11 protein-coding genes are annotated in these 19,897 nt (G+C 61.3%); 4 read left to right on the plus strand and 7 right to left on the minus strand.

Annotation, left to right across the window (positions count from 1 at the left end):
• Positions 1-18 precede the first annotated feature (18 nt).
• A complete protein-coding gene (locus tag G5533_RS14230; protein ID WP_441254933.1) occupies positions 19-1,119 on the plus strand; it encodes an efflux RND transporter periplasmic adaptor subunit in 1,101 nt (366 codons plus the stop codon).
• Entirely contained in the window at positions 1,116-4,223 is a 3,108-nt protein-coding gene (locus G5533_RS14235) for an efflux RND transporter permease subunit (RefSeq protein WP_441254935.1), read from the plus strand. Before G5533_RS14230 ends, G5533_RS14235 begins: the two co-directional genes overlap by 4 nt.
• Here G5533_RS14235 and G5533_RS14240 read toward each other — a convergent pair.
• The 5 genes from G5533_RS14240 to G5533_RS14260 form a co-directional block, all read right to left on the minus strand.
• On the minus strand, positions 4,208-5,335 hold the full coding sequence (locus G5533_RS14240) for a CobW family GTP-binding protein (RefSeq protein WP_258721559.1): 1,128 nt from the start codon (positions 5,333-5,335) through the stop codon (positions 4,208-4,210). The genes G5533_RS14235 and G5533_RS14240 overlap by 16 nt on opposite strands.
• A gap of 9 nt (positions 5,336-5,344) precedes the next feature.
• A complete protein-coding gene (locus G5533_RS14245) occupies positions 5,345-6,739 on the minus strand; it encodes a D-arabinono-1,4-lactone oxidase (RefSeq protein WP_421209441.1) in 1,395 nt (464 codons plus the stop codon).
• Between the two features lie 162 nt (positions 6,740-6,901).
• Complete coding sequence (locus G5533_RS14250; RefSeq protein ID WP_088868335.1) at positions 6,902-8,488, minus strand: EAL domain-containing protein; 1,587 nt, start codon at positions 8,486-8,488, stop codon at positions 6,902-6,904.
• Between the two features lie 280 nt (positions 8,489-8,768).
• Positions 8,769-11,366 (minus strand): bifunctional aconitate hydratase 2/2-methylisocitrate dehydratase, encoded by a 2,598-nt coding sequence (gene acnB / locus G5533_RS14255; RefSeq protein WP_441254936.1) that lies wholly within the window; start codon positions 11,364-11,366, stop codon positions 8,769-8,771.
• A 229-nt stretch (positions 11,367-11,595) separates the two neighbouring features.
• Complete coding sequence (locus G5533_RS14260) at positions 11,596-13,851, minus strand: patatin-like phospholipase family protein (RefSeq protein ID WP_266134893.1); 2,256 nt, start codon at positions 13,849-13,851, stop codon at positions 11,596-11,598.
• Positions 13,852-14,085: 234 nt separating this feature from the next.
• Here G5533_RS14260 and G5533_RS14265 point away from each other — a divergent pair, with 234 nt between their 5' ends.
• Positions 14,086-15,996 carry a methyl-accepting chemotaxis protein gene (locus tag G5533_RS14265; protein ID WP_128834314.1) on the plus strand — a complete coding sequence of 637 codons (1,911 nt, stop codon included), beginning with the start codon at positions 14,086-14,088 and terminating at the stop codon, positions 15,994-15,996.
• A 143-nt stretch (positions 15,997-16,139) separates the two neighbouring features.
• The gene (locus G5533_RS14270; RefSeq protein WP_216952195.1) at positions 16,140-16,322 is read left to right on the plus strand and encodes a hypothetical protein; all 183 of its coding nucleotides are present in this window, start codon (positions 16,140-16,142) and stop codon (positions 16,320-16,322) included.
• A gap of 68 nt (positions 16,323-16,390) precedes the next feature.
• On the opposite strand, the gene lpdA is transcribed toward G5533_RS14270, so the two are convergent.
• Positions 16,391-17,818 (minus strand): dihydrolipoyl dehydrogenase, encoded by a 1,428-nt coding sequence (gene lpdA, locus G5533_RS14275; protein ID WP_005341659.1) that lies wholly within the window; start codon positions 17,816-17,818, stop codon positions 16,391-16,393.
• A 148-nt stretch (positions 17,819-17,966) separates the two neighbouring features.
• Entirely contained in the window at positions 17,967-19,850 is a 1,884-nt protein-coding gene (aceF, locus tag G5533_RS14280; RefSeq protein WP_441254938.1) for a pyruvate dehydrogenase complex dihydrolipoyllysine-residue acetyltransferase, read from the minus strand.
• Between the last annotated feature and the right edge of the window lie 47 nt (positions 19,851-19,897).

Consider the following 19,897-nt stretch of genomic DNA (forward strand, 5'->3'; position numbering starts at 1 on the left):
CAACCAGAGGATGATGTCATGACACTTTGCTTAATCCTGCTGGCGCTGTTACTGAGTGGCTGCAGCCCGGTCACTGAGTCAGAAGAAACACCCGCCCTGACCCGGGTGATCGCCCAGCCGCTGCAAGCCAGCGATCACTACCCGGTGCTGCACCGCTTCAATGGCCGGGTGATCGCCCCCGAGCACAGCCAGATAGGCTTCGAGCTGGCAGGGCGGATCGCCACTCTGCACAAGGGACGCGGAGAGCCGGTCGCGGCCGGCGAACTGCTCGCCACACTGGACACCCGGCTGCTGGCAGTGGAAGCCAAAGAGCTGGCCGCCCGGGCCGCCCAGAACGAGGCCGAGCTGACCCTTGCCCGGCAGACGCTCGATCGACTCACCGCCCTGCGCCAGCAGCAGTTCAGCTCCCGTCAGGCGCTGGATGAACAGCAAGGCAAAGTCCGCATGCTGGAGGCAAGCGCCAACCAGCTGGCCGCCGCCCTCGAAGCCAACCGGGTCAAACAGGAGAAATCACAGCTGCGCGCCCCCTTCAACGGGATTGTGGTCAGCCGCGAGCAGGCATTGGGGGCCGTGGTGGCCGCAGGCCAGCCTCTCTTCTCCCTGACCCGCAGCGGCCAGTGGGAGGCCGATATCGGCGTGCCGGTGAAACAGGCCGAGACCCTGATCGTCGGCCAACGCTACCCCCTGCAAAGCGGTGTGCAATCACTGGAGGGGCGCCTGCTTAATCTGGGGGTACAAGTGGACGGGCAGACCCACACCCGCACCGCCCGCTTCCAGCTGACCCGGGGCGGCGAACAACTGGCAGAGGGGCAACTGATCACCCTGTTGCATCAGACCCGCGAGCCCACCCGTGCTTACGAGGTGCCGCTCACCGCGCTGACCCAGGGATTGCGCGGCAGCTGGACCCTCTATCTGCTCAACGACGAAACGCCACCCCGAGTAGTCAGTCGGGACGTCACCCTGCTGCAGCAAGATGGCGAACGAGCCTGGATCAGTGGTGCCCTGAACGGACAAGAACAGCTGGTGACCGATGGCCTGCATAAACTGGTGCCGGGCCAGCAGGTCACCCTGACCACCAGCGTGGATCATCAGGTGGCGCATCCGGAGCCACAGTCATGATCCGCCCGTTTATCGAGAATGGCCGCCTGCTGCTGTTGACGGTCGCACTGCTGCTGACGGCCGCCCTTGCGGCATTGCAGACCCTGCCCAGAACCGAAGATCCCCAGCTCACCAGCCGTTTTGCCAGCGTGGTTACCCACTTCCCCGGGGCCAGCGCCGAACGGGTGGAAGCGCTGGTGAGCGAGCCCATCGAGAACCGGCTGCGGGCCCAGAGCGAGATCAAGCTGATCGAGTCGAGCTCTCGCCCTGGTCTCTCCATCATCAATCTGGAGCTCAAGGATGAGGTCAGCGATGTCGAGCCTGTCTGGTCCAGAGTTCGTGACCGGCTGGCAGATCTGGCCGCCGGACTGCCAGCAGGCGCCAGTGCCCCCAAGCTGGATGACGAGAAGGGCTACCCCTTCACCCGGCTGGTCAATGTGGTCTGGCGCGGGCCGGGCCAGCCGCAGCTGGATCGCCTCGCCCGCTACAGCGCCGAGCTGGAACGCCGGGCTCGCCAGCTGCCGGGCACCGAATACGTCGAGCGGGTCGGGACACCACAGGAGGAGATCGAGGTGCGGTTCGATCCCCTCGCCCTCAGTGCCAGCGGCATGAGTGGCGAACAGCTTGCCCAGGCGCTGAGCGGTGCCGATGCCAAAGTAACCGCCGGAGAGTTGCAGGGCAGCCACAATCGCTTTCAGGTGGAGATCCGCGGCGCCCTCGATACCCTGGAGCGGATCCGCCAGATCCCGCTGCGTACCGGCGAGCAGGGCCAGACCCTGCGCCTTGGCGATCTGGCCGAGGTAAGACGTACCCTGCACCAGCCGGAGAGTCAGCTGGCCTTTGCCAATGGTGAACGGGCCGTGGTGGTCGGCCTGCGGATGGCACAGGATCACCGCATCGACCTCTGGTCGGCACGGGTCGATACAATGCTGGCCAAGCTGCAACAGGACTTGCCGGATAATATCGGCCTCGTCACCAGCTTCGATCAGCAGCGTTATACCGATCAGCGGCTCGATACCCTGCTGCTCAACATTGTGCAGGGCTTCCTCATCATCGTGGCAGTGCTGCTGGTGACCTTGGGAGTCAAGGCCGCCATTATCGTGGCCCTGTCGCTGCCGCTTACCGTGGCGTTCTCTTTCGCCTGCATGAACCTGATCAATCTGCCCATTCACCAGATGTCGGTCACCGGTCTGGTGGTGGCGCTCGGGATCATGGTGGACAACGCCATCGTCATGGCGGATCGGGTGCAGTATCAGCGCCGCCACGGCATGGCCATGAGTGCCGCCGCACTGGAAGCCATCGGCCACCTCTGGCTGCCACTGCTGGGCTCCACCCTCACCACCATGCTCGCCTTTATGCCGATCATTCTGATGCCGGGCCCGGCGGGCGAGTTTGTCGGCGGCATCGCCTGGGCGGTGATCTGTTCGCTGCTGGGATCCTACCTCATCGCCCACACCCTAGTGGCTGGCCTCGCAGCCCGCTGGATTGGCAGTGACCAGGGGGGGCGCTGGTATCAGGATGGCTTGCACCTGCCCCGGGTGAGCGCCCGTTTCCAGCAGAGCATCGCCATGGCGCTGGCTCACCCCTGGCGTACCCTGCTGCTGGTCAGTCTGCTGCCCCTGCTCGGTTTCTGGGTGGCGGGCCGCCTCACCGAACAGTTCTTTCCCCCTGCCGACCGGGACATGATCCACATCGAGGCCGGCCTCTCCCCACAGGCGAGCCTGGCGCGCACCCGCGAGCTGGCTCTGGGGATCTCCGCCGAGCTGGCCAGTCTCCCCGAGCTGATTCGTCAGGATTGGGTGGTGGGCGACAACGCCCCCAGCTTCTACTACAACCTGGTGCCCAGAAAACAGGGGCGGGCCGATTACGCCCAGGGGATGATCACTCTGCAGGATGCCGATGCTGCCGAGCGGCTCATTCCACAACTGCAGCAGCGGCTCGATGCAACATTTCCCGAAGCGCAGATCCTGGTGCGCAAGCTGGAACAGGGGCCACCTTTCAATGCCCCGGTCGAGCTGCGGCTGTTTGGCCCCGACCTTGAACAACTACACCGTCTGGGAGAGGAGCTGCGCAGTCTGCTCGCCAATACCCCGGCCGTGGTGCAGACCCGCGCCACCTTGCAGGCAGGGGCACCCAAACTCTGGTTGCAGGTCGATGAGGAGGCAGCCCGACTGGCAGGCATGAGCCTGACCGATGTTGCCTCCCGGCTGGCGGGCGCACTGGATGGCAGGTTGGGCGGCACTGTGCTGGAAGGCACCGAGTCAATCCCGGTTCGGGTGCGGCTGGCCGAGCCCTTGCGTCAGGATCCGGATGCGCTGCTCAATGTGCCGCTGTCGCTCACCGGCACCGGCCAGCAAGGGGCAGCCAATCTCACCTTGCGGGCGCTGGCCACTCCCGAGCTGCTGCCAAGCTGGGGGGAGATCAGCCGCCGGGATGGTGAGCGGGTCAATGTGATGGAGGCCTATCTGGCGGTCGGCGTACTGCCGCAAACCGTGCTGGAGCAGGTCAAAGAGAGGCTGGCCGCCAAGGCGCTGGCATTGCCGCCGGGCTATCGACTGGAGTTTGGCGGGGAAGCCGCCAAGCGGGATGAATCGGTGGGCAATCTGATGGCGCACGTCAGCCTGGTCGCCGTGCTGCTGGTGGCCGTGCTGGTGCTCAGCTTCAACTCGTTCCGGCTGGCAGGCATCGTCACCCTGGTGGCGATCCAGTCGGCTGGGCTCGGGCTGCTGTGGGTCTGGCTACTGGGGTACCCCTTCGGGTTTACGGTGATCATCGCCCTGCTGGGACTGATGGGGCTGGCCATCAACGCCGCCATCGTCATTCTGGCCGAGCTGAGGGCAGACCCGCTGGCACAACAGGGCAATCTGCCGCAGATCCGCGATCTGGTGGCCGGTTGCAGCCGCCACATCGTCTCGACCACCATCACCACGGTGGGCGGCTTCATCCCGCTATTGCTGGGGGGCGGCGGCTTCTGGCCCCCCTTTGCCATCGCCATCGCCGGTGGCACAGCGCTGGCGACCCTGCTCTCGTTCTACTTCGTGCCGGTGGCGTTTGTGCTGTTCAACCGTCGCCGTCCTGACCTGATGCAGGAGAGCTGCAACGCGCAAGATCAGTTGTCGGGCTGACCCAGCATGGCTTTGAGCCGCTCTTCCAGAGTGGGCTCGGGGGCCTTGAGGGTCGCCATAAAGAGCTGCTCGATACCGGCCTTGTCCTGACTTTTCACGATAAACACCAGTCGGGACTGGGCCTTGCCCTCCGGCCAGTCGCCCAGCGCCTGCAGCGGATAGAGCTGGCCGTGGACGCCGTGGATCACCACCGGCTGGCTCTCCCCTTCCAGCTGCAAAATCCCCTTGAGGCGCAGCAGGGCATCGCCATATTGGGCCTGCACCGCATCGATGGCGGCCAGCAAGCGAGAGGGTTTGAGCGGCTCGCCGATACGCAGGGAGAAACTCTCGATGTTGCCGTGCTCGAAGTGGGTGGGTGCAGCAGTGCCTACCTTGGCGGCGAACGGTTGCATCTTCGGCTGCATCGGTGACGCCAGCCCCTGCTTGGGAGATTCGGTGCGCAGCCAGGCCAGCAGCTGGCGCACATCGCGCCCTGCCGCTTCGTTGTAGACGCCGAGCTTCTCCAGCACTGCTGGCGACAGTTCACCATTGGTCACCTGCTGGATCGGGGCCGCCGGATTGAGTGCCGCCAACTGGGCTTCGACCCGTGCCAGCTGCTCGTCATCCACCAGATCGCCTTTGCTCACCACCAGCAGATCCGCCAGCGCCACCTGTTTCACCGCTTCATATTGAGCCGCCAGCTGTTGCTCGATATGGCCGGCATCCACGACGGTGACAGTGCCATCGAAGCGGTAGCGCTGGGCAATAAAGCCCTCTTCCCTCAACGTGAACAGCACGGGGGCCGGATCGGCGAGGCCAGTGGTCTCGATAATCAGCCGCTTGAACGGTTTGATCTTGCGCTGGATGGCCTTCATAAAGAGCCCCTGCAACGCCTCCACCAAAGAGCCCTGCACCGAACAACAGATGCAGCCGGAGTCGAGCAGCATCACCTGCTCATCCACCTGTTGCACCAGATGGTGATCCAGCCCCACCGAGCCGAACTCGTTGATCAGCACGGCGCACTCACCAAGCTCCGGCTGCTTGACCCAGTGATTGAGCAAGGTGGTCTTGCCGCTACCGAGAAAGCCGGTCAGCAGGGTCACTGGGATACGGGTATCTTGCATATCGGTCATGTCAGATCCTTACCGGTTGGCAAACAGGTCGCTGAGCCAGCGGTTTTCAAAGCGGCCATAGGGGTCGAGCTCGGCTTTCAACGCCACGAAGTCGTTCCAGCGCGGCAGCAGGGCCGGGAAGTCGTAGAGATCCATCGCCAGATGTTTGCCGAAGTGGGGAATGCCGCCGAGCGGCACCAGCAGTTGTTGCAGCTCGCGCATCTGCTCCATGGAGCCGTTGACGAAGGTGCCGTCCGCCGCCAGATAGACCAGAAAACCGATCCAGCAGACCGGCTGGCCATAAGCGGCGCTGAGCCAGGCCTCAGAGGGGCCGGTACAGCGCAGGATAAAGGGGTAGTGCAGCACGCCCGGGTTGGCCTGCTGCCAGGCCTGCAGGGTCTCCAGTGCCTCGTTCATCCGATGAAGCGGCACCGCCACCTCACAGTTGATCTGAGGTGCCGGGATCCCCTTGCAGAGGATCTGGTAGACGTTGCCCACCAGATCGGAGGCATCCTTGAAGCGGCGCACCGTCTCGAAGTGCTCACCGGCCAGCGCCTCATCCTTGGTATCTTTCGCCATCTTCTGCAAGGTGGCATCAATGGTGGCGTTCATGCGGGCGTCGATATCGCCATCCAGCAGCAGCGGCTCGCTGCCGCCAGCGCGGTAGCGGGCCACCTCGTCATCGGAGGCGGGATCCACCAGCCAGATGTGGCTCTCGCCGGTCCAGGCAAACCACCAGCTCTTCACAAAGCCGTGCTCGCGGTTGAGCCGTTCGTTGTGCTCCAGCAGGAAGGGGTAGTCGGTGGTGAACTTGGTGCAGCGCATGATGCGATTTGGCACGGTGCGCAGGGTGACGTCGAGCAGGATGCCGAGCATCCCCATCCCCATCACGAAGGCGCCGAAGCGCGGATCGGTGCGATCCACCCGGATGATGTCGCCATTGGCCAGCATCACCGTCATCGCCTCCACCACATCGCAGAGGGCAGACTGGTGCAGCCCCTGACCGTGGGTACCTGTGCTGAGGGCGCCGCCCAGGGTCTGGATGCCGATAACGCCCGGGGATGCGGGCAGCATCCGCTCCATGGCGATCAGCTCGGCATAAACGGTATCGAGCGGCGTCCCCGCCTGATAGGTCACGGTATCGGCGGTTTTCGCCAACTGGCCGCGCAGGTGGTGCAAGTCCACCAGCAGTGCCTGACTGCCCTCGGTATAGACGCTGTGAATGGGCTCAAAAGAGAGGCCGGAGCCGATAAGACGCAGCTTGCGCTCGGGGTGTTCCCGCAGCAGCGCCTGCAGCTCGTCGCGGTTTTTCGGGCGCCACACCTGATCCAGCGCCCCGAGGGGATTGGTTCTCGACCAGTTGAACAGCACCTCCCGATTACCGATCGCCTTGATGCTGTGAAATGCCTGGAACTGAACCGTCATACCGCGCCTCATCTTTTACTGACGTCAAAATGAGCGCCGATTCTACCGAAAAGTGAGCCACAAGGCATGGAAAACAAGCCCCTGCACTAGAGGGGGGATAGGGGGAGAGCACTCCCCTACCCTGCCAGACGGGAGCGTGGCCGCCCGTCTGTCACCGATAGATCAGGTGGCGTTCGGGATGCCTCGCACCCCATCTGGCTGGCGGGTCTGTGCCTCTTCCGGCAGCAGCTCCTCACAGAACTGGCGCAGCGGCATGGGGCGGGCAAACAGGTACCCCTGCAGATAATCGACCCCTTTGGCCCTGAGGTAGTCAGCCTGACGCTCACTCTCCACCCCTTCCGCCACCAGCGCCAGACCGAGCCGGGTCGCCAGATCGATCACGTTATCCACGATATGCTCCGAGAGCGACTCGGTACCGATGCGGGCAATAAAGGATTTGTCGATCTTGAGGTAATCCACATGAAACTGCTGCAGGTAAGCCAGGCTGGAGTGGCCGGTGCCAAAGTCGTCGATGGCGAGTTTGACCCCCATCTCGTCCAGCTGGCGGAACAGGGAGAGGGTCTGGGGATCTGACATCAGCAGCTCCCGCTCGGTCAGTTCCAGCACCAGTACCACCTTGCCGGGAACAAAGTGACCGAGGAAAGCGCGACACTCGGCCAGCAGGGCAAAATCGTGGCAATGGGCGGCGCTGATGTTGAAGCTGATATGAAACCCGTCGGGCAACTGCTCCTGAGAGCGGTTCAACCGTGTCGCCACCTGCTTCATGATATGGGTGGTCATGGGGACGATCAGTCCCGACTCCTCCGCTTGCGGAATAAAGAGATCGGGCCGGATCACCCCTTCATTGACATGTTCCCAGCGCATCAGCACCTCGGCGCCCATCATCTTGCCGTCGTGGCTGGCAATCAGCGGCTGCAGATAGGGAACAAACTCCCTGGCCCGCAGGGCACGTCGCAACTCATCTGTTGGCGAGCCGGGCCGCCCCAGCACCCACCACACCAGCCAGGCCAGCAAAAGCGAGGAAACCGCCAGCCACGACAGCGCCACATGCCGCGCGGCCCACAGCGACTTCCAGTAGACCGGCATGGCATAACCGGCATGGATGGTGAAAGGATAATGGGATGATGTGAGGGCCTGGCTGATCCCGCGATGGAGGGTGGGCGCCTCGCTCAGATAGCGGCCAGACTCATTGAGCCAGGCCGATCCCACCTGCAGATAGAGCGCACTGGATTTTCCGCTCATGGAGAGCATGAAGCTGAGCTGGGTACTGTCGATGGCGCTCAAGGCGGCATCCTTCCCCTGTTCGGTGCGCACCACCAGCAGCGGGTGATTTTGCCGCACCCGGTTGCCACTCATCAGCAGCAGCTTGCGGCCAGTGTAGATGGAGCCGTCATCGGCATCATTGGCCTCACCAAACAGCGAAGTGCAATTGATGATGCCGTTTCGCACCAGATTGACCGAACGCAGGAAAGGCTCGATGGCGACCTTCTTGCGCAGCACCAGCAGGTTGTCGCGACAGGGAGCATTCACCAAGGGCAGCACGGAGCGATTGGCCTGCTCCGCATGATCCAGCATCGACTCCATCAGGGTTCTGGCCTTGTGGGCCGAGGCACTGGATTCCGCTTTCAGCTCCTGCACATAATTGCTGTGGATGAGCCAAGCTCCCACCAGCAGCGGCAGGGTAAAGACCAGCAAAGCACCGCCGAAGCGTAACCCGGTTCGGGAGAGATCGATCCTGAACAGAAACATAAAGAACCACGCCGCAATTCGTCAGGCCTGCCAACGCAAGCACCCAGTGAACAGATATCCACTTTCCCTCGATAACGATGCCTCATCATTACCGCACATAACCGAACAACATAACCCAAAGCGTTTATAAAACGAACCACCAAACAGGTGGTTGGATCTCTCTAGCAAGGATCGTGCAAACAATCTTCAAAAAAAACGGTGAATAACACACAAATAAATAATGCCGCGTAAATACGCGGCATTATTGGCTTCTTATCGCGCAAATCGCGCAAGAACTCCGTTAAACGGCTTGCTGCAGGATCACCGCATCAGCCTTCTTGGTGTAGGAGGCGATCTCGTTGAAGTTGAGGTAGCGGTAAGTATCTGCCGCAGTGGCATCAAGCGCCTTGGCGTACTGCAGGTACTCCGCCACGGTCGGGATCTTGCCGAGGATGGCGGCAACGGCGGCCAGCTCCGCAGAGGCCAGGTAGACGTTGGCACCTTTACCCAGACGGTTCGGGAAGTTACGGGTGGAGGTGGAAACCACAGAGGCTCCTTCCGCTACCCGCGCCTGGTTGCCCATGCACAGGGAACAGCCCGGGATCTCGATGCGGGCACCGACGCGACCAAAGATGCCGTAGTAGCCCTCTTCGGTCAGCTGATCCTTGTCCATCTTGGTGGGCGGCGCGATCCACATGCGGGTCGGTAGCTCGCCCTGATACTTCTCGAGCAGTTTGCCGGCGGCGCGGAAGTGACCGATGTTGGTCATGCAGGAACCGATGAACACCTCGTCGATCTTGTCGCCAGCCACGTCGCTCAGCAGACGGGCATCGTCCGGATCGTTCGGCGCACACAGGATCGGCTCCTTGATGGTGGCCAGATCGATCTCGATGATTTCGGCGTACTCGGCATCCTTGTCCGCTTCCATCAGGGTCGGGTTGGCCAGCCACTCTTCCATCCCCTTGATGCGACGGGTGATGGTGCGCACGTCGCCGTAGCCTTCGGAGAGCATCCATTTCAGCATCACGATGTTGGACTTCAGATACTCGATGATCGGCTCTTTATCCAGCTTGATGGTGCAACCGGCAGCGGAGCGCTCGGCGCTGGCATCTGCCAGCTCGAAGGCTTGCTCCACCTTCAAGGTCGGCAGACCTTCGATCTCGAGGATGCGGCCGGAGAAGATGTTCTTCTTGCCCGCTTTCTCGACGGTCAGCAGCCCTTTCTGGATGGCGGCGTAGGGAATGGCATGAACCAGATCACGCAGGGTGATGCCCGGTTGCAATTCGCCCTTGAAGCGCACCAGCACGGACTCCGGCATATCCAGCGGCATCACGCCGGTGGCGGCGGCGAAGGCCACCAGACCGGAGCCCGCCGGGAAGGAGATACCGATGGGGAAACGGGTGTGGGAGTCACCACCGGTACCCACGGTATCCGGCAGCAGCATGCGGTTCAGCCAGGAGTGGATGACGCCATCCCCCGGACGCAAGCTCACACCGCCGCGGTTCATGATGAAGTCCGGCAGGGTGTGGTGGGTCTGTACGTCGATGGGCTTGGGATAAGCTGCGGTGTGGCAGAAGGACTGCATGGTCAGATCGGCGGAGAAGCCGAGGCAGGCCAGATCCTTGAGCTCGTCGCGGGTCATCGGGCCCGTGGTGTCCTGAGAGCCGACCGTGGTCATCTTGGGCTCGCAGTAAGTGCCCGGGCGAATGCCCTTCACGCCGCACGCCTTGCCCACCATCTTCTGGGCCAGGGTGAAGCCTTTACCGGTATCGGCCACCGGCTGCGGGCGACGGAATACGGTGGAGAACGGCAGACCCAGCGCTTCGCGGGCCTTGTCAGTGAGGCCGCGACCGATGATCAGCGGAATACGGCCACCGGCGCGCACTTCGTCGATCAGCACGTCGGTTTTCAGTTCAAACTGCGCCAGCACCTGTTCGGTGCCGTGTTTGCAGATCTTGCCGGCATAGGGGTAGATGTCGATCACATCGCCCATTTCCAGCTTGGAGACGTCCACTTCGATAGGCAGTGCGCCGGCATCTTCCATGGTGTTGAAGAAGATCGGGGCAATCTTGCCACCCAGACAGACACAGCCAGCGCGCTTGTTCGGCACGAACGGAATGTCGTCACCCATGAACCAGAGCACCGAGTTGGTGGCGGATTTACGGGAAGAACCGGTACCGACCACGTCACCCACATAAGCCAGCGGGAAGCCTTTCTCTTTCAGGGCATCGATGGTCTTGATGGGGCCGACGGCGCCATCCTTGTCCGGAGTAATGCCGGGACGGGCGTTTTTCAGCATCGCCAACGCGTGCAGCGGAATGTCCGGGCGGGACCAGGCGTCCGGTGCCGGCGAGAGGTCGTCGGTGTTGGTTTCGCCAGTCACCTTGAACACGGTGACGGTGATCTTCTCGGCCAACTCCGGGCGGGAGAGGAACCACTCGGCATCAGCCCAGGACTGCATCACCTGTTTGGCGTGGACATTGCCCGCCTTGGCCTTCTCTTCCACGTCGTGGAAGGAGTCAAACATCAGCAGGGTGTGGGAGAGCCCCTTGGCGGCAAGCGGCGCCAGGGTGGCGTGATCCAGCAGGTCGATCAGCGGTTGAATGTTGTAACCACCCTGCATGGTGCCCAGCAGTTCAACGGCTTCGGCGGCAGTCAGGATGGGAGAGTGGGCTTCGCCCTTGGCGACGGCGGTGAGGAAACCGGCTTTGACATAGGCCGCTTCATCAACACCGGGGGGAATACGGGAGGACAACAGCTCTTTCAGAAAGTCTTCTTCGCCAGCGGGCGGGTTCTTGAGCAGCTCAACCAGGGCGGCGACCTGCTCTGCATCCAGAGGTTTGGCAACCACGCCTTCGGCGGCACGTTCTGCGACGTGTTTACGGTATGTTTCAAGCACGACTAATTCCTCTTTGGTCTTTTTTTGGGGTTCGCCCACGCTCGCGGCGATCGTCCTTGCGGGACACCCCGTAGGGTGCTCCCCACTATATAAGTTTTAACGACTAATTAAAATCCAAACCCTGTTTACTTATTCACTACAAAATCGTAACCAATTAAACATGCTGGTATTTTTTGATAATTAATTGAACGCCATCAATCAGAGTTAACAAATTGGCATCATTTCGGCATTATTCGAACGTACTACCCAATTGCAGATAGAAGACGTCATTGCCCCCCTCCGCCATGCCGTAGCCGAGGAACACAGGGCCGAGGAAGCTCTCCACCCCGACATAAAGCGACCCGGCGGTAAACGAGCTCTCCAGACTGATATCCTCCCCCTTGTTCCAGACCCCGCCCTGCTCCAGAGATCCGCCCAGATAGAGCGGCATCTTGAGGGCACCGAAGTCATTGTCTGCCACCCGATAGATGTAACGCAGGCCACCAAACAGGCTGTAGCGACCGCTCAGCTGGTAGCGCTGGAAACCTGAGAGGCGGAACAGCCCGCCCAGATCCTGAATATGCAGTGGCACCACCTCTTCACTGCCCGAGCCACCCCCTTCGAGGATCAGGTTGAGGCTGTGCCTGTCCCATGACCAGGGCTTGATCATGGAGAGTTGATAATTCCAGCCTTCACTGCGGCCATCTGCCGACTCGAGTCCATCCACACTGACGTGGGAGTGGCCCAGTTTCATATCCCACTTCACCCCCTGATAGGGGAAATAGCGGCTATCCAGATTGTCGTGTTCAAAGCGGACATAGGGGCCCCACGCCGTGGCATCCCCTTGCAGCTCTTTGAAGTTTTTGATCTCGATACTGCCCGTCTGCCCTTCCAGCCCCATAGACAGGCGGCTCCAGGGCTGACGATTCCAGCCGACCGCCAGATCGGCGCTGAAGAAGGAGTACTCGGTATCGAGATAGGTAAATATCGGTTCGTCCGGATCCGGATTAAAGAGGCTTCTCTGGGTCTGGTCATAGGCCAGGCTCGCCTCGCCATAGAAGGTCTGGGAGGGCTCCAGCGGTGTATAGAAGTCGGTCTTGATATGTTTGGCCGTGCCCAGTGATGCCTCGGTCAACCACTCGGCCCCCCACTCGTTGACGTTGGTGAGGGTGTAGGACATGCCGACGTTGTAGTTGGAGGTATTCTCGAAGTCATCGGTGAAACCGAACTGGAAGTTGAGGTAACCAGGCCCCCAGTTCTTCTCGCTGGCATCCACTACCAGCACGTTCTCCCCATCGCGCTCCTCCACTTCATAGGTGATGCGGTCAAACGACTCCAGCGCATAGAGGCGGCGAATGCCAGCCTCCAGACTCTCGTTGGTCTGGATCTTGTCCGGCCGAACCTTCAGCATGGCGTGCACCGTCTCGTCGGAGAGGCGCGACTTGTTGATGATCTCCACCTTGTCGATGAAGTAGGCGGGTTGACCACTTCGCTCGGCACGGCGGCTCAGCTTCTGGTTGCGATAGGCGTTGTACTGCGCCTTGGTGAGCGACAGCTTATCGAGTTGCAGCGACGCCTTGTACGCCGCCGCCTCACCCATTTTGATCCCCTCCGGCATGCGGGCAAAGTCGGCGATCCCCATATCGCCAAACTCGGGAGCGATCAGTATGTCTTTCGGCCCCATCAGCGCCTTCTGCTTGTCGGTACCCACCTGGGTCATGTAGGTGGTGAGCTGGTCGATCATCGCCAACCCTGACTTGAGTGATTCACGGGTACGCAGCTTGGCACCGATATCCACCGCGATCACCACGTCGGCCCCCATTGCCTTGGCGACATCCACCGGCATGTTGTTGACGCTACCGCCGTCCGCCAGGATGTGCCCCTCCCACTCCACCGGCTTGAGGGCACCGGGAATGGACATGGAGGCCTGCATTGCCTTGGCCAGGCTGCCGTGATCCAGCACAAAGGGGGTGACCGTCTCCATGTCGGTCGCCATGGCGCGGTAGGGAATGGGGAGATCGTCGAAGCTCTCCTGTACCGGCAGGTTGGAGGTGGCCCCCCGCAGCAGGCTGGCCATGGATTGGCCCTGGAAAAAACCGTCCGGCAGCTGGGTGGTGTCGCCATTCACCCCGATATCGGTGCGCAGCTGATACTGCTCGTTCTGCTGCTTTTTACGCAACGACAGCTCGTCGCGGCCCACCTTGTCCTGATAGCCCTTGTTCCAGTCGATGGCCAGGGTAGTGCGCTCCACCTCCTCGGCACTGAGCCCCATGGCGTACATCCCCGCCACATAAGAGCCCATGCTGGTGCCGACTATGATGTCGACCGGAATCCGTTTCTGCTCCAGCACCTTGAGGATGCCGATATGGGCCGATCCCTTGGCGCCGCCGCCGCTGAGCACCACCGCAATTTTCGGGCGATCCCCCTGTGCCGCCACAGCCAGCAGTGGGCAGGCCGCCAGCATCACCAAAAGCAGACGGGTCCATCCCGCACCTAAGCTGCGCATCATATTTTCCATATTATTCAGAGGGTCAGTCACCAAGGATGGCCTCTACTATAAGGGGCCCGGCAGTTAGCGCAACCGTCAATCCGCATCCCGCCTGTGCTGCATGGCGAAGGGGCACGCCGCCGCCCCTGTGAGCGCAAACGTAATCCGCAAATAAAGGGCTGCAAGCCTCATGGGTAGCCCCGCGCTGCCGCTAATATGAGCGTCGTCAATCTCAACCTTTTGAGCACCTTTATGCTGGCAACCCTCACTCTTAAACAGAAAATACTGGCCACGGTCACCCTGGCCGTGGTCGTCTCCTGCCTGCTGGTAGGCTACTTCAGCCAACGCTCGGCCCAGCAACTGATCGAAAACCGGATGTTCGAGCAGGAGCTCCCCAACCTGACCCAGCGGATCAGCAAGGAGATTGAACAGGATCTCCACGGCATCGCCCAGGCCGCCCGCCAACTGGCCACCGACCGCTTCATCCTCGACTGGGTGGATCGGGGCATGCCCAAAGAGCAGGAGCCGATCCTCATCAACCAGCTCAAGGATGTGGCCAACCAGTATGGTCTGGTGACCGCCTCCTTCGCCGATCGCCAGAGTGCAGCCTACTACAACCAGGATGGCTTTCTGCGCAACCTGACCCCCACGCAAGACGCCTGGTTCTATGACTACACCAAGAGCCAGAAGGAGATGACCCTCAGCATCTTCCGCGAGAGCAACGGCGAGGTGAAGCTGTTCGTCAACTTCCAGCAGCTCAACGGGCGCGGGCTGGCCGGCTTTGCCAAATCCCTCGACACCATGGTGACCATGGTCTCCAACTTCCGGCTGGAAGAGAGCGGCATCGTCTTTATGGTCGATGGCAGCGGCAAGGTGAAGCTGCACCCCGAGGCCAACCGCATCGAGCGTGACACGCTTGGCAACATTGCCAGCGGAGATACCGGCAGCCTGCTGGCCAAACGCCCCTTTGCCGTTATCAACGCCGAAGTCAATGGCGAGCCCATGGTACTGGCCAGTAGCTATATCCCGCTGCTCGACTGGTATCTGGTGGCCCAGGTGCCAGAAGCCGAGATCTATGCCGAGCTGGATCAGACCCGCAACGAGATCCTGATGATCTCGCTGGTGATTGCGCTGGTCATGGGGCTGATGGGGATGCTGCTGGCAGGTTCGGTCAGCCGCCCGCTCAACGAGCTGGCCCGCCTGTTCAAGGAGCTGGGCAGCGGCGATGGGGATCTCACCCAGCGCCTCAAGGTGGAAGGACGTGACGAACTGAGTCAGGTCGCCACCGGCTTCAACAACTTCGTCGCCAAGATCCACGGCTCCATCGAGCAGGTGGCGGAGAACTCCCGCCAGCTCGCGGCCACCGCCAACGAGGTGGCCAACAAGGCGCAGCTGACCCAGCACAACTGTACTGCCCAGCGCGATCGCACCGTGCAGGTGGCCACCGCTATCCACGAAATGGGGGCCACGGTGAGCGAGATCGCCGGTAACGCTTCGCTGGCAGCCGAAGTAGCCAGACAGGCCAACGATCAGGCCGATGCAGGGGCAGTAGTGGTAGCGCAGGCGCGCCACGGCATCGTCGACCTCTCCGGCGAGATTGAGCAGGTGGCAGGGGTTATCGAGTCGCTGGCGAGCCAGACCGACTCCATCGGCAGCATCCTCGAAACCATCCGCAGCATCTCGGAGCAGACCAACCTGCTGGCATTGAACGCTGCTATCGAGGCCGCTCGTGCCGGTGAACAGGGTCGCGGTTTCGCCGTGGTAGCAGATGAAGTGCGTAACCTCGCCAACCGCTCCGCCGCCTCGACCGCCGAGATCCAGGGGATGATCAACCGCTTGCAGGAGCAGAGTGCCCGCGCGGTCAGCGCCATGGCGCAGGGGCGCAACCAGAGTCTGGAGGTAGTGAGCCAGGCCGATGAGGCCAACGCAGCCCTCGGACAGATCACCGCGCACATCACCCAGATCAACGACATGAATATCCAGGTCGCCACCGCCACCGAGGAGCAGTCCAGCGTGGTCGGCGAGATCAACCGCAACGTGGAAGATATCAACCAGCTCACCATGGAGACCGCCGATATCGCCCACCAGCTGACCGAATCGAGCCGCAGCCTGCAGCAGCTCTCCGGTCAGCTGGACAAGCTGGTTGGCAACTTCCGGTTGTAGTCTGCATCCCACTTATGAAGACTCACCAGAGGGCGCTGCGGCACCCTCTGTCATAGCCACGGCAAACGGTGACGCACGGCCATTCAACCGTCGTTATGCGGCTCTCGAAATGCCTCATAATCAGGGAAATATGAGGAGGAGTTATGGGCAAACTGATAGTGATGGTGTTGCTGGGAGGAGTGCTCAGCGCCTGCAGCAACGGGCCGGTGCGGGTACACGGCGCCGACGTGAGCGTAGACGATACCCGGATCCGGGTCAGTGACGGCAGTGGTGGCGGTTATGGCACCTTCTGCCCGCCCGGTCAGGCCAAGAAGGGGCGCTGCTAACCTCTTAGCCAAACCCGAAAACAAAAAGCCGCTCAAATGAGCGGCTTTTTCATGAAGATGGCAGAAGATTACTTTTTCTTCTTGGCCTTGGCGTTCGGCAGGTCGGTGATGGAGCCTTCGAACACTTCGGCAGCCAGACCCACGGACTCGTGCAGAGTCGGGTGAGCGTGGATGGTCAGCGCGATATCTTCGGCGTCAGCACCCATCTCGATGGCCAGACCGATTTCACCCAGCAGTTCACCACCGTTGGTACCCACGATGGCACCACCGATGACGCGGCCGCTCTCCTTGTCGAAGATCAGCTTGGTCATGCCGTCGGAGCAGTCGGACGCAATGGCGCGACCGGAAGCAGCCCACGGGAAGGTGGCGACTTCGAAGTTCAGGCCCTGTTGCTTGGCTTCCTTCTCGGTCAGACCAACCCATGCCATCTCTGGCTCGGTGTAGGCGATGGACGGGATCACTTTCGGGTCGAAGTAGTGCTTCTTGCCGGCGATAACTTCAGCGGCAACGTGACCTTCGTGCACACCTTTGTGTGCCAGCATCGGCTGGCCCACGATGTCACCGATGGCGTGGATGTGCGCCACGTTGGTACGCAGCTGCTTGTCCACCTCGATGAAACCGCGTTCGGTCACGGCAACGCCAGCTTTCTCGGCATCCAGCATCTTGCCGTTCGGCACACGGCCTACGGCAACCAGCACGTTGTCGTAACGAACCGGCTCGGCCGGGGCGTGTTTGCCTTCATAGGAGACGTACAGGCCGTCTTCGCGCGCTTCAACTGCGGTGACCTTGGTCTCCAGCATGATGTTGAATTTCTTGGCCACACGCTTGGTGTAGATCTTGACGATGTCTTTGTCGGCAGCCGGAACCAGCTGGTCGGCAAATTCCACCACGTCGATCTCGGAACCCAGAGAGGAGTAAACGGTACCCATCTCCAGACCGATGATGCCGCCACCGATAACCAGCAGTTTGCCAGGAACGGTTTTCAGCTCCAGCGCATCGGTAGAGTCCCATACGCGCGGGTCATCGTGGGGAATGAACGGCAGCTTCACCGGACGGGAACCGGCCGCGATGATGGCGTTGTCGAAGGTCACGGTAGTCTTGCCGTCTTCCCCGGTCACTTCGAGCGTGTTCGGGCCGGTAAATTTACCCAAGCCGTTAACAACCTGAACTTTACGCATCTTGGCCATGCCAGCCAGACCGCCGGTCAGCTGGTTGATAACCTTCTCTTTCCACAGACGGATCTTGTCGATGTCGGTCTGCGGGGCACCGAAGACAATGCCGTGCTCGGCCAGCGCCTTGGCTTCTTCAATCACTTTGGCAACGTGCAGCAGCGCCTTGGAGGGGATGCAGCCCACGTTCAGGCAGACGCCACCCAGGGTGGAGTAACGCTCGACGATAATAGTATCCAGACCCAGATCGGCTGCACGGAAAGCAGCGGAATAACCGGCAGGGCCAGCACCCAGTACTACGACCTGGGTTTTGATTTCTTTACTCATCATGACCTCTTTGTCGTTCTTATATCCCCGGACAGCGCAGTCTTATACCGAAACGGGTGGCTGCAGCCGTGAAAAAAACGGGGCAAGTTTACGATCATGTTAATGAAATGAGAAGTAAAAAGGGCAGGCTCTGGGCCCGCCCTCTCACTTACAGGACCAGTCGACGAATGTCGGACAGCACGCCGTTCATGGTGGTGATGAAGCGAGCCCCATCGGCACCATCGATCACGCGGTGGTCGTAGCTCAGAGCCAGCGGCAGCATCAGGCGCGGCGCGAACTCTTTGCCGTTCCACTTCGGCTTCATCTCGGACTTGGAGACACCGAGGATGGCCACTTCCGGCGCGTTGACGATCGGGGTAAAGCTGGTACCGCCGATGCCACCCAGGCTGGAGATGGTGAAGCAACCGCCCTGCATGTCGGAAGCGGTCAGCTTGCCGGCACGGGCCTTCTTGGAGATCTCGGCCAGATCGCGAGACAGTTCCATGATGCCCTTCTTGTTAACATCACGAACCACAGGCACAACCAGACCGTTGGGGGTATCCACCGCCACACCGATGTGGATGTACTTCTTCATGATCAGCTTGCTGCCATCTTCGGACAAGGAACTGCAGAAGCGCGGGTGAGCTTCCAGCGCCTTGGCGGCGGCTTTCAGGATGAACACCAGCGGGGTGATCTTCACGTCAGCCTTCTGCTTCTCGAGCATCGCGTTCTGCTCTTTGCGGAACGCTTCCAGCTCGGTGGTATCGGCTTCGTCGAACTGGGTGACATGAGGGATCATGACCCAGTTGCGGTGCAGGTTCGGACCGGAGATCTTCTGGATGCGGGTCAGCTCGACCTCTTCCACATCACCGAACTTGCTGAAGTCTACTTTCGGCCACGGCAGTACGCCCAGACCGTTGCCACCGGCTACGCCGGCAGAGGCAGGAGCGGACTCGGCACGCTTGATGGCATCCTTCACGTAGGCTTGTACGTCTTCTTTGACGATACGGCCCTTGCGACCGGAGGCTTTCACCTTGGCCAGGTTGACGCCGAACTCGCGCGCCAGACGGCGTACCGCCGGAGAGGCGTGTACGTAAGCGTCGTTGGCAACGAAATCGGAAGAGGCAGCAGCCTGAGTAACCGGAGCCGGAGCAGCAGCAACGGGTGCAGCAGCGACCGGAGCGGCAGCTTGAGCAACCGGCGCGGCGGCAGGCGCAGCGCCAACCACTTCGAATACCATGATCAGGGAACCGGTGGAGACCTTGTCACCCGCCTTCACCTTGATCTCTTTGACCACACCGGCGAACGGCGCAGGCACTTCCATGGAGGCCTTGTCACCTTCCACGGCGATCAGGGACTGGTCGGCTTCAACCTTGTCACCCACGGCAACCATGATCTCGGTGACTTCTACTTCGTCACCACCGATATCCGGTACGTTGACGTCTTTCGCGCCAGCAGCAACCGGGGCGGCGGCAGGAGCGGCAGCCTGAGCCGGTGCAGCAGCAACGGCAGGAGCCGCGCCAGCCACTTCAAATACCATCACCAGAGAGCCGGTAGAAACCTTGGCGCCAGCGGCGACCTTGATCTCGACCACGCGACCGGCGAATGGCGCAGGCACTTCCATGGAGGCCTTGTCACCTTCCACGGCGATGATGGACTGGTCAGCTTCTACCATGTCGCCCACGGCAACCATGATTTCAGTCACGTCCACTTCGTCGTCACCGATGTCCGGTACGTGCACATCTTTGCGCAAGGCAGCGGCAGGTGTGGCGGCCGGAGCAGCAGCAACCGGTGCAGCCACTTCAGCAGGGGCGGCAGCGCCTTCGGCTTCGAAGATCATGATCTGGGAACCGGTGGCAACCTTGTCGCCCACCTTGATCAGGATCTCTTTGACGATACCGGCAGACGGGGCTGGAACTTCCATAGAGGCCTTGTCGCCTTCTACCGCGATGATGGACTGGTCCAGCTCGACCTTGTCACCCACGGCCACCATGATCTCGGTGACTTCAACTTCATCGGCGCCGATATCCGGCACCATAATCTGTTTGGACATTGTGCTTTATCCTCTTGCGTCGATCCGCGTGACTAGCTGATGCCGCC

The organism is Aeromonas sp. A600620, assembly GCF_029479985.1.
Classification (GTDB): Bacteria; Pseudomonadota; Gammaproteobacteria; order Enterobacterales; family Aeromonadaceae; genus Aeromonas; species Aeromonas veronii_A.

What these genes read in the sequence shown, in the direction of transcription:
- G5533_RS14250 (WP_088868335.1), bottom strand. Translation starts at nt 8,488, where the DNA reads ATGTTTCTGTTCAGGATCGATCTCTCCCGAACCGGGTTACGCTTCGGC.
- G5533_RS14230 (WP_441254933.1), top strand. Translation starts at nt 19, where the DNA reads ATGACACTTTGCTTAATCCTGCTGGCGCTGTTACTGAGTGGCTGCAGC.
- G5533_RS14240 (WP_258721559.1), bottom strand. Translation starts at nt 5,335, where the DNA reads ATGACCGATATGCAAGATACCCGTATCCCAGTGACCCTGCTGACCGGC.
- aceF (WP_441254938.1), bottom strand. Translation starts at nt 19,850, where the DNA reads ATGTCCAAACAGATTATGGTGCCGGATATCGGCGCCGATGAAGTTGAA.
- G5533_RS14235 (WP_441254935.1), top strand. Translation starts at nt 1,116, where the DNA reads ATGATCCGCCCGTTTATCGAGAATGGCCGCCTGCTGCTGTTGACGGTC.
- G5533_RS14260 (WP_266134893.1), bottom strand. Translation starts at nt 13,851, where the DNA reads ATGCGCAGCTTAGGTGCGGGATGGACCCGTCTGCTTTTGGTGATGCTG.
- G5533_RS14265 (WP_128834314.1), top strand. Translation starts at nt 14,086, where the DNA reads ATGCTGGCAACCCTCACTCTTAAACAGAAAATACTGGCCACGGTCACC.
- G5533_RS14270 (WP_216952195.1), top strand. Translation starts at nt 16,140, where the DNA reads ATGGGCAAACTGATAGTGATGGTGTTGCTGGGAGGAGTGCTCAGCGCC.
- G5533_RS14245 (WP_421209441.1), bottom strand. Translation starts at nt 6,739, where the DNA reads ATGACGGTTCAGTTCCAGGCATTTCACAGCATCAAGGCGATCGGTAAT.
- lpdA (WP_005341659.1), bottom strand. Translation starts at nt 17,818, where the DNA reads ATGAGTAAAGAAATCAAAACCCAGGTCGTAGTACTGGGTGCTGGCCCT.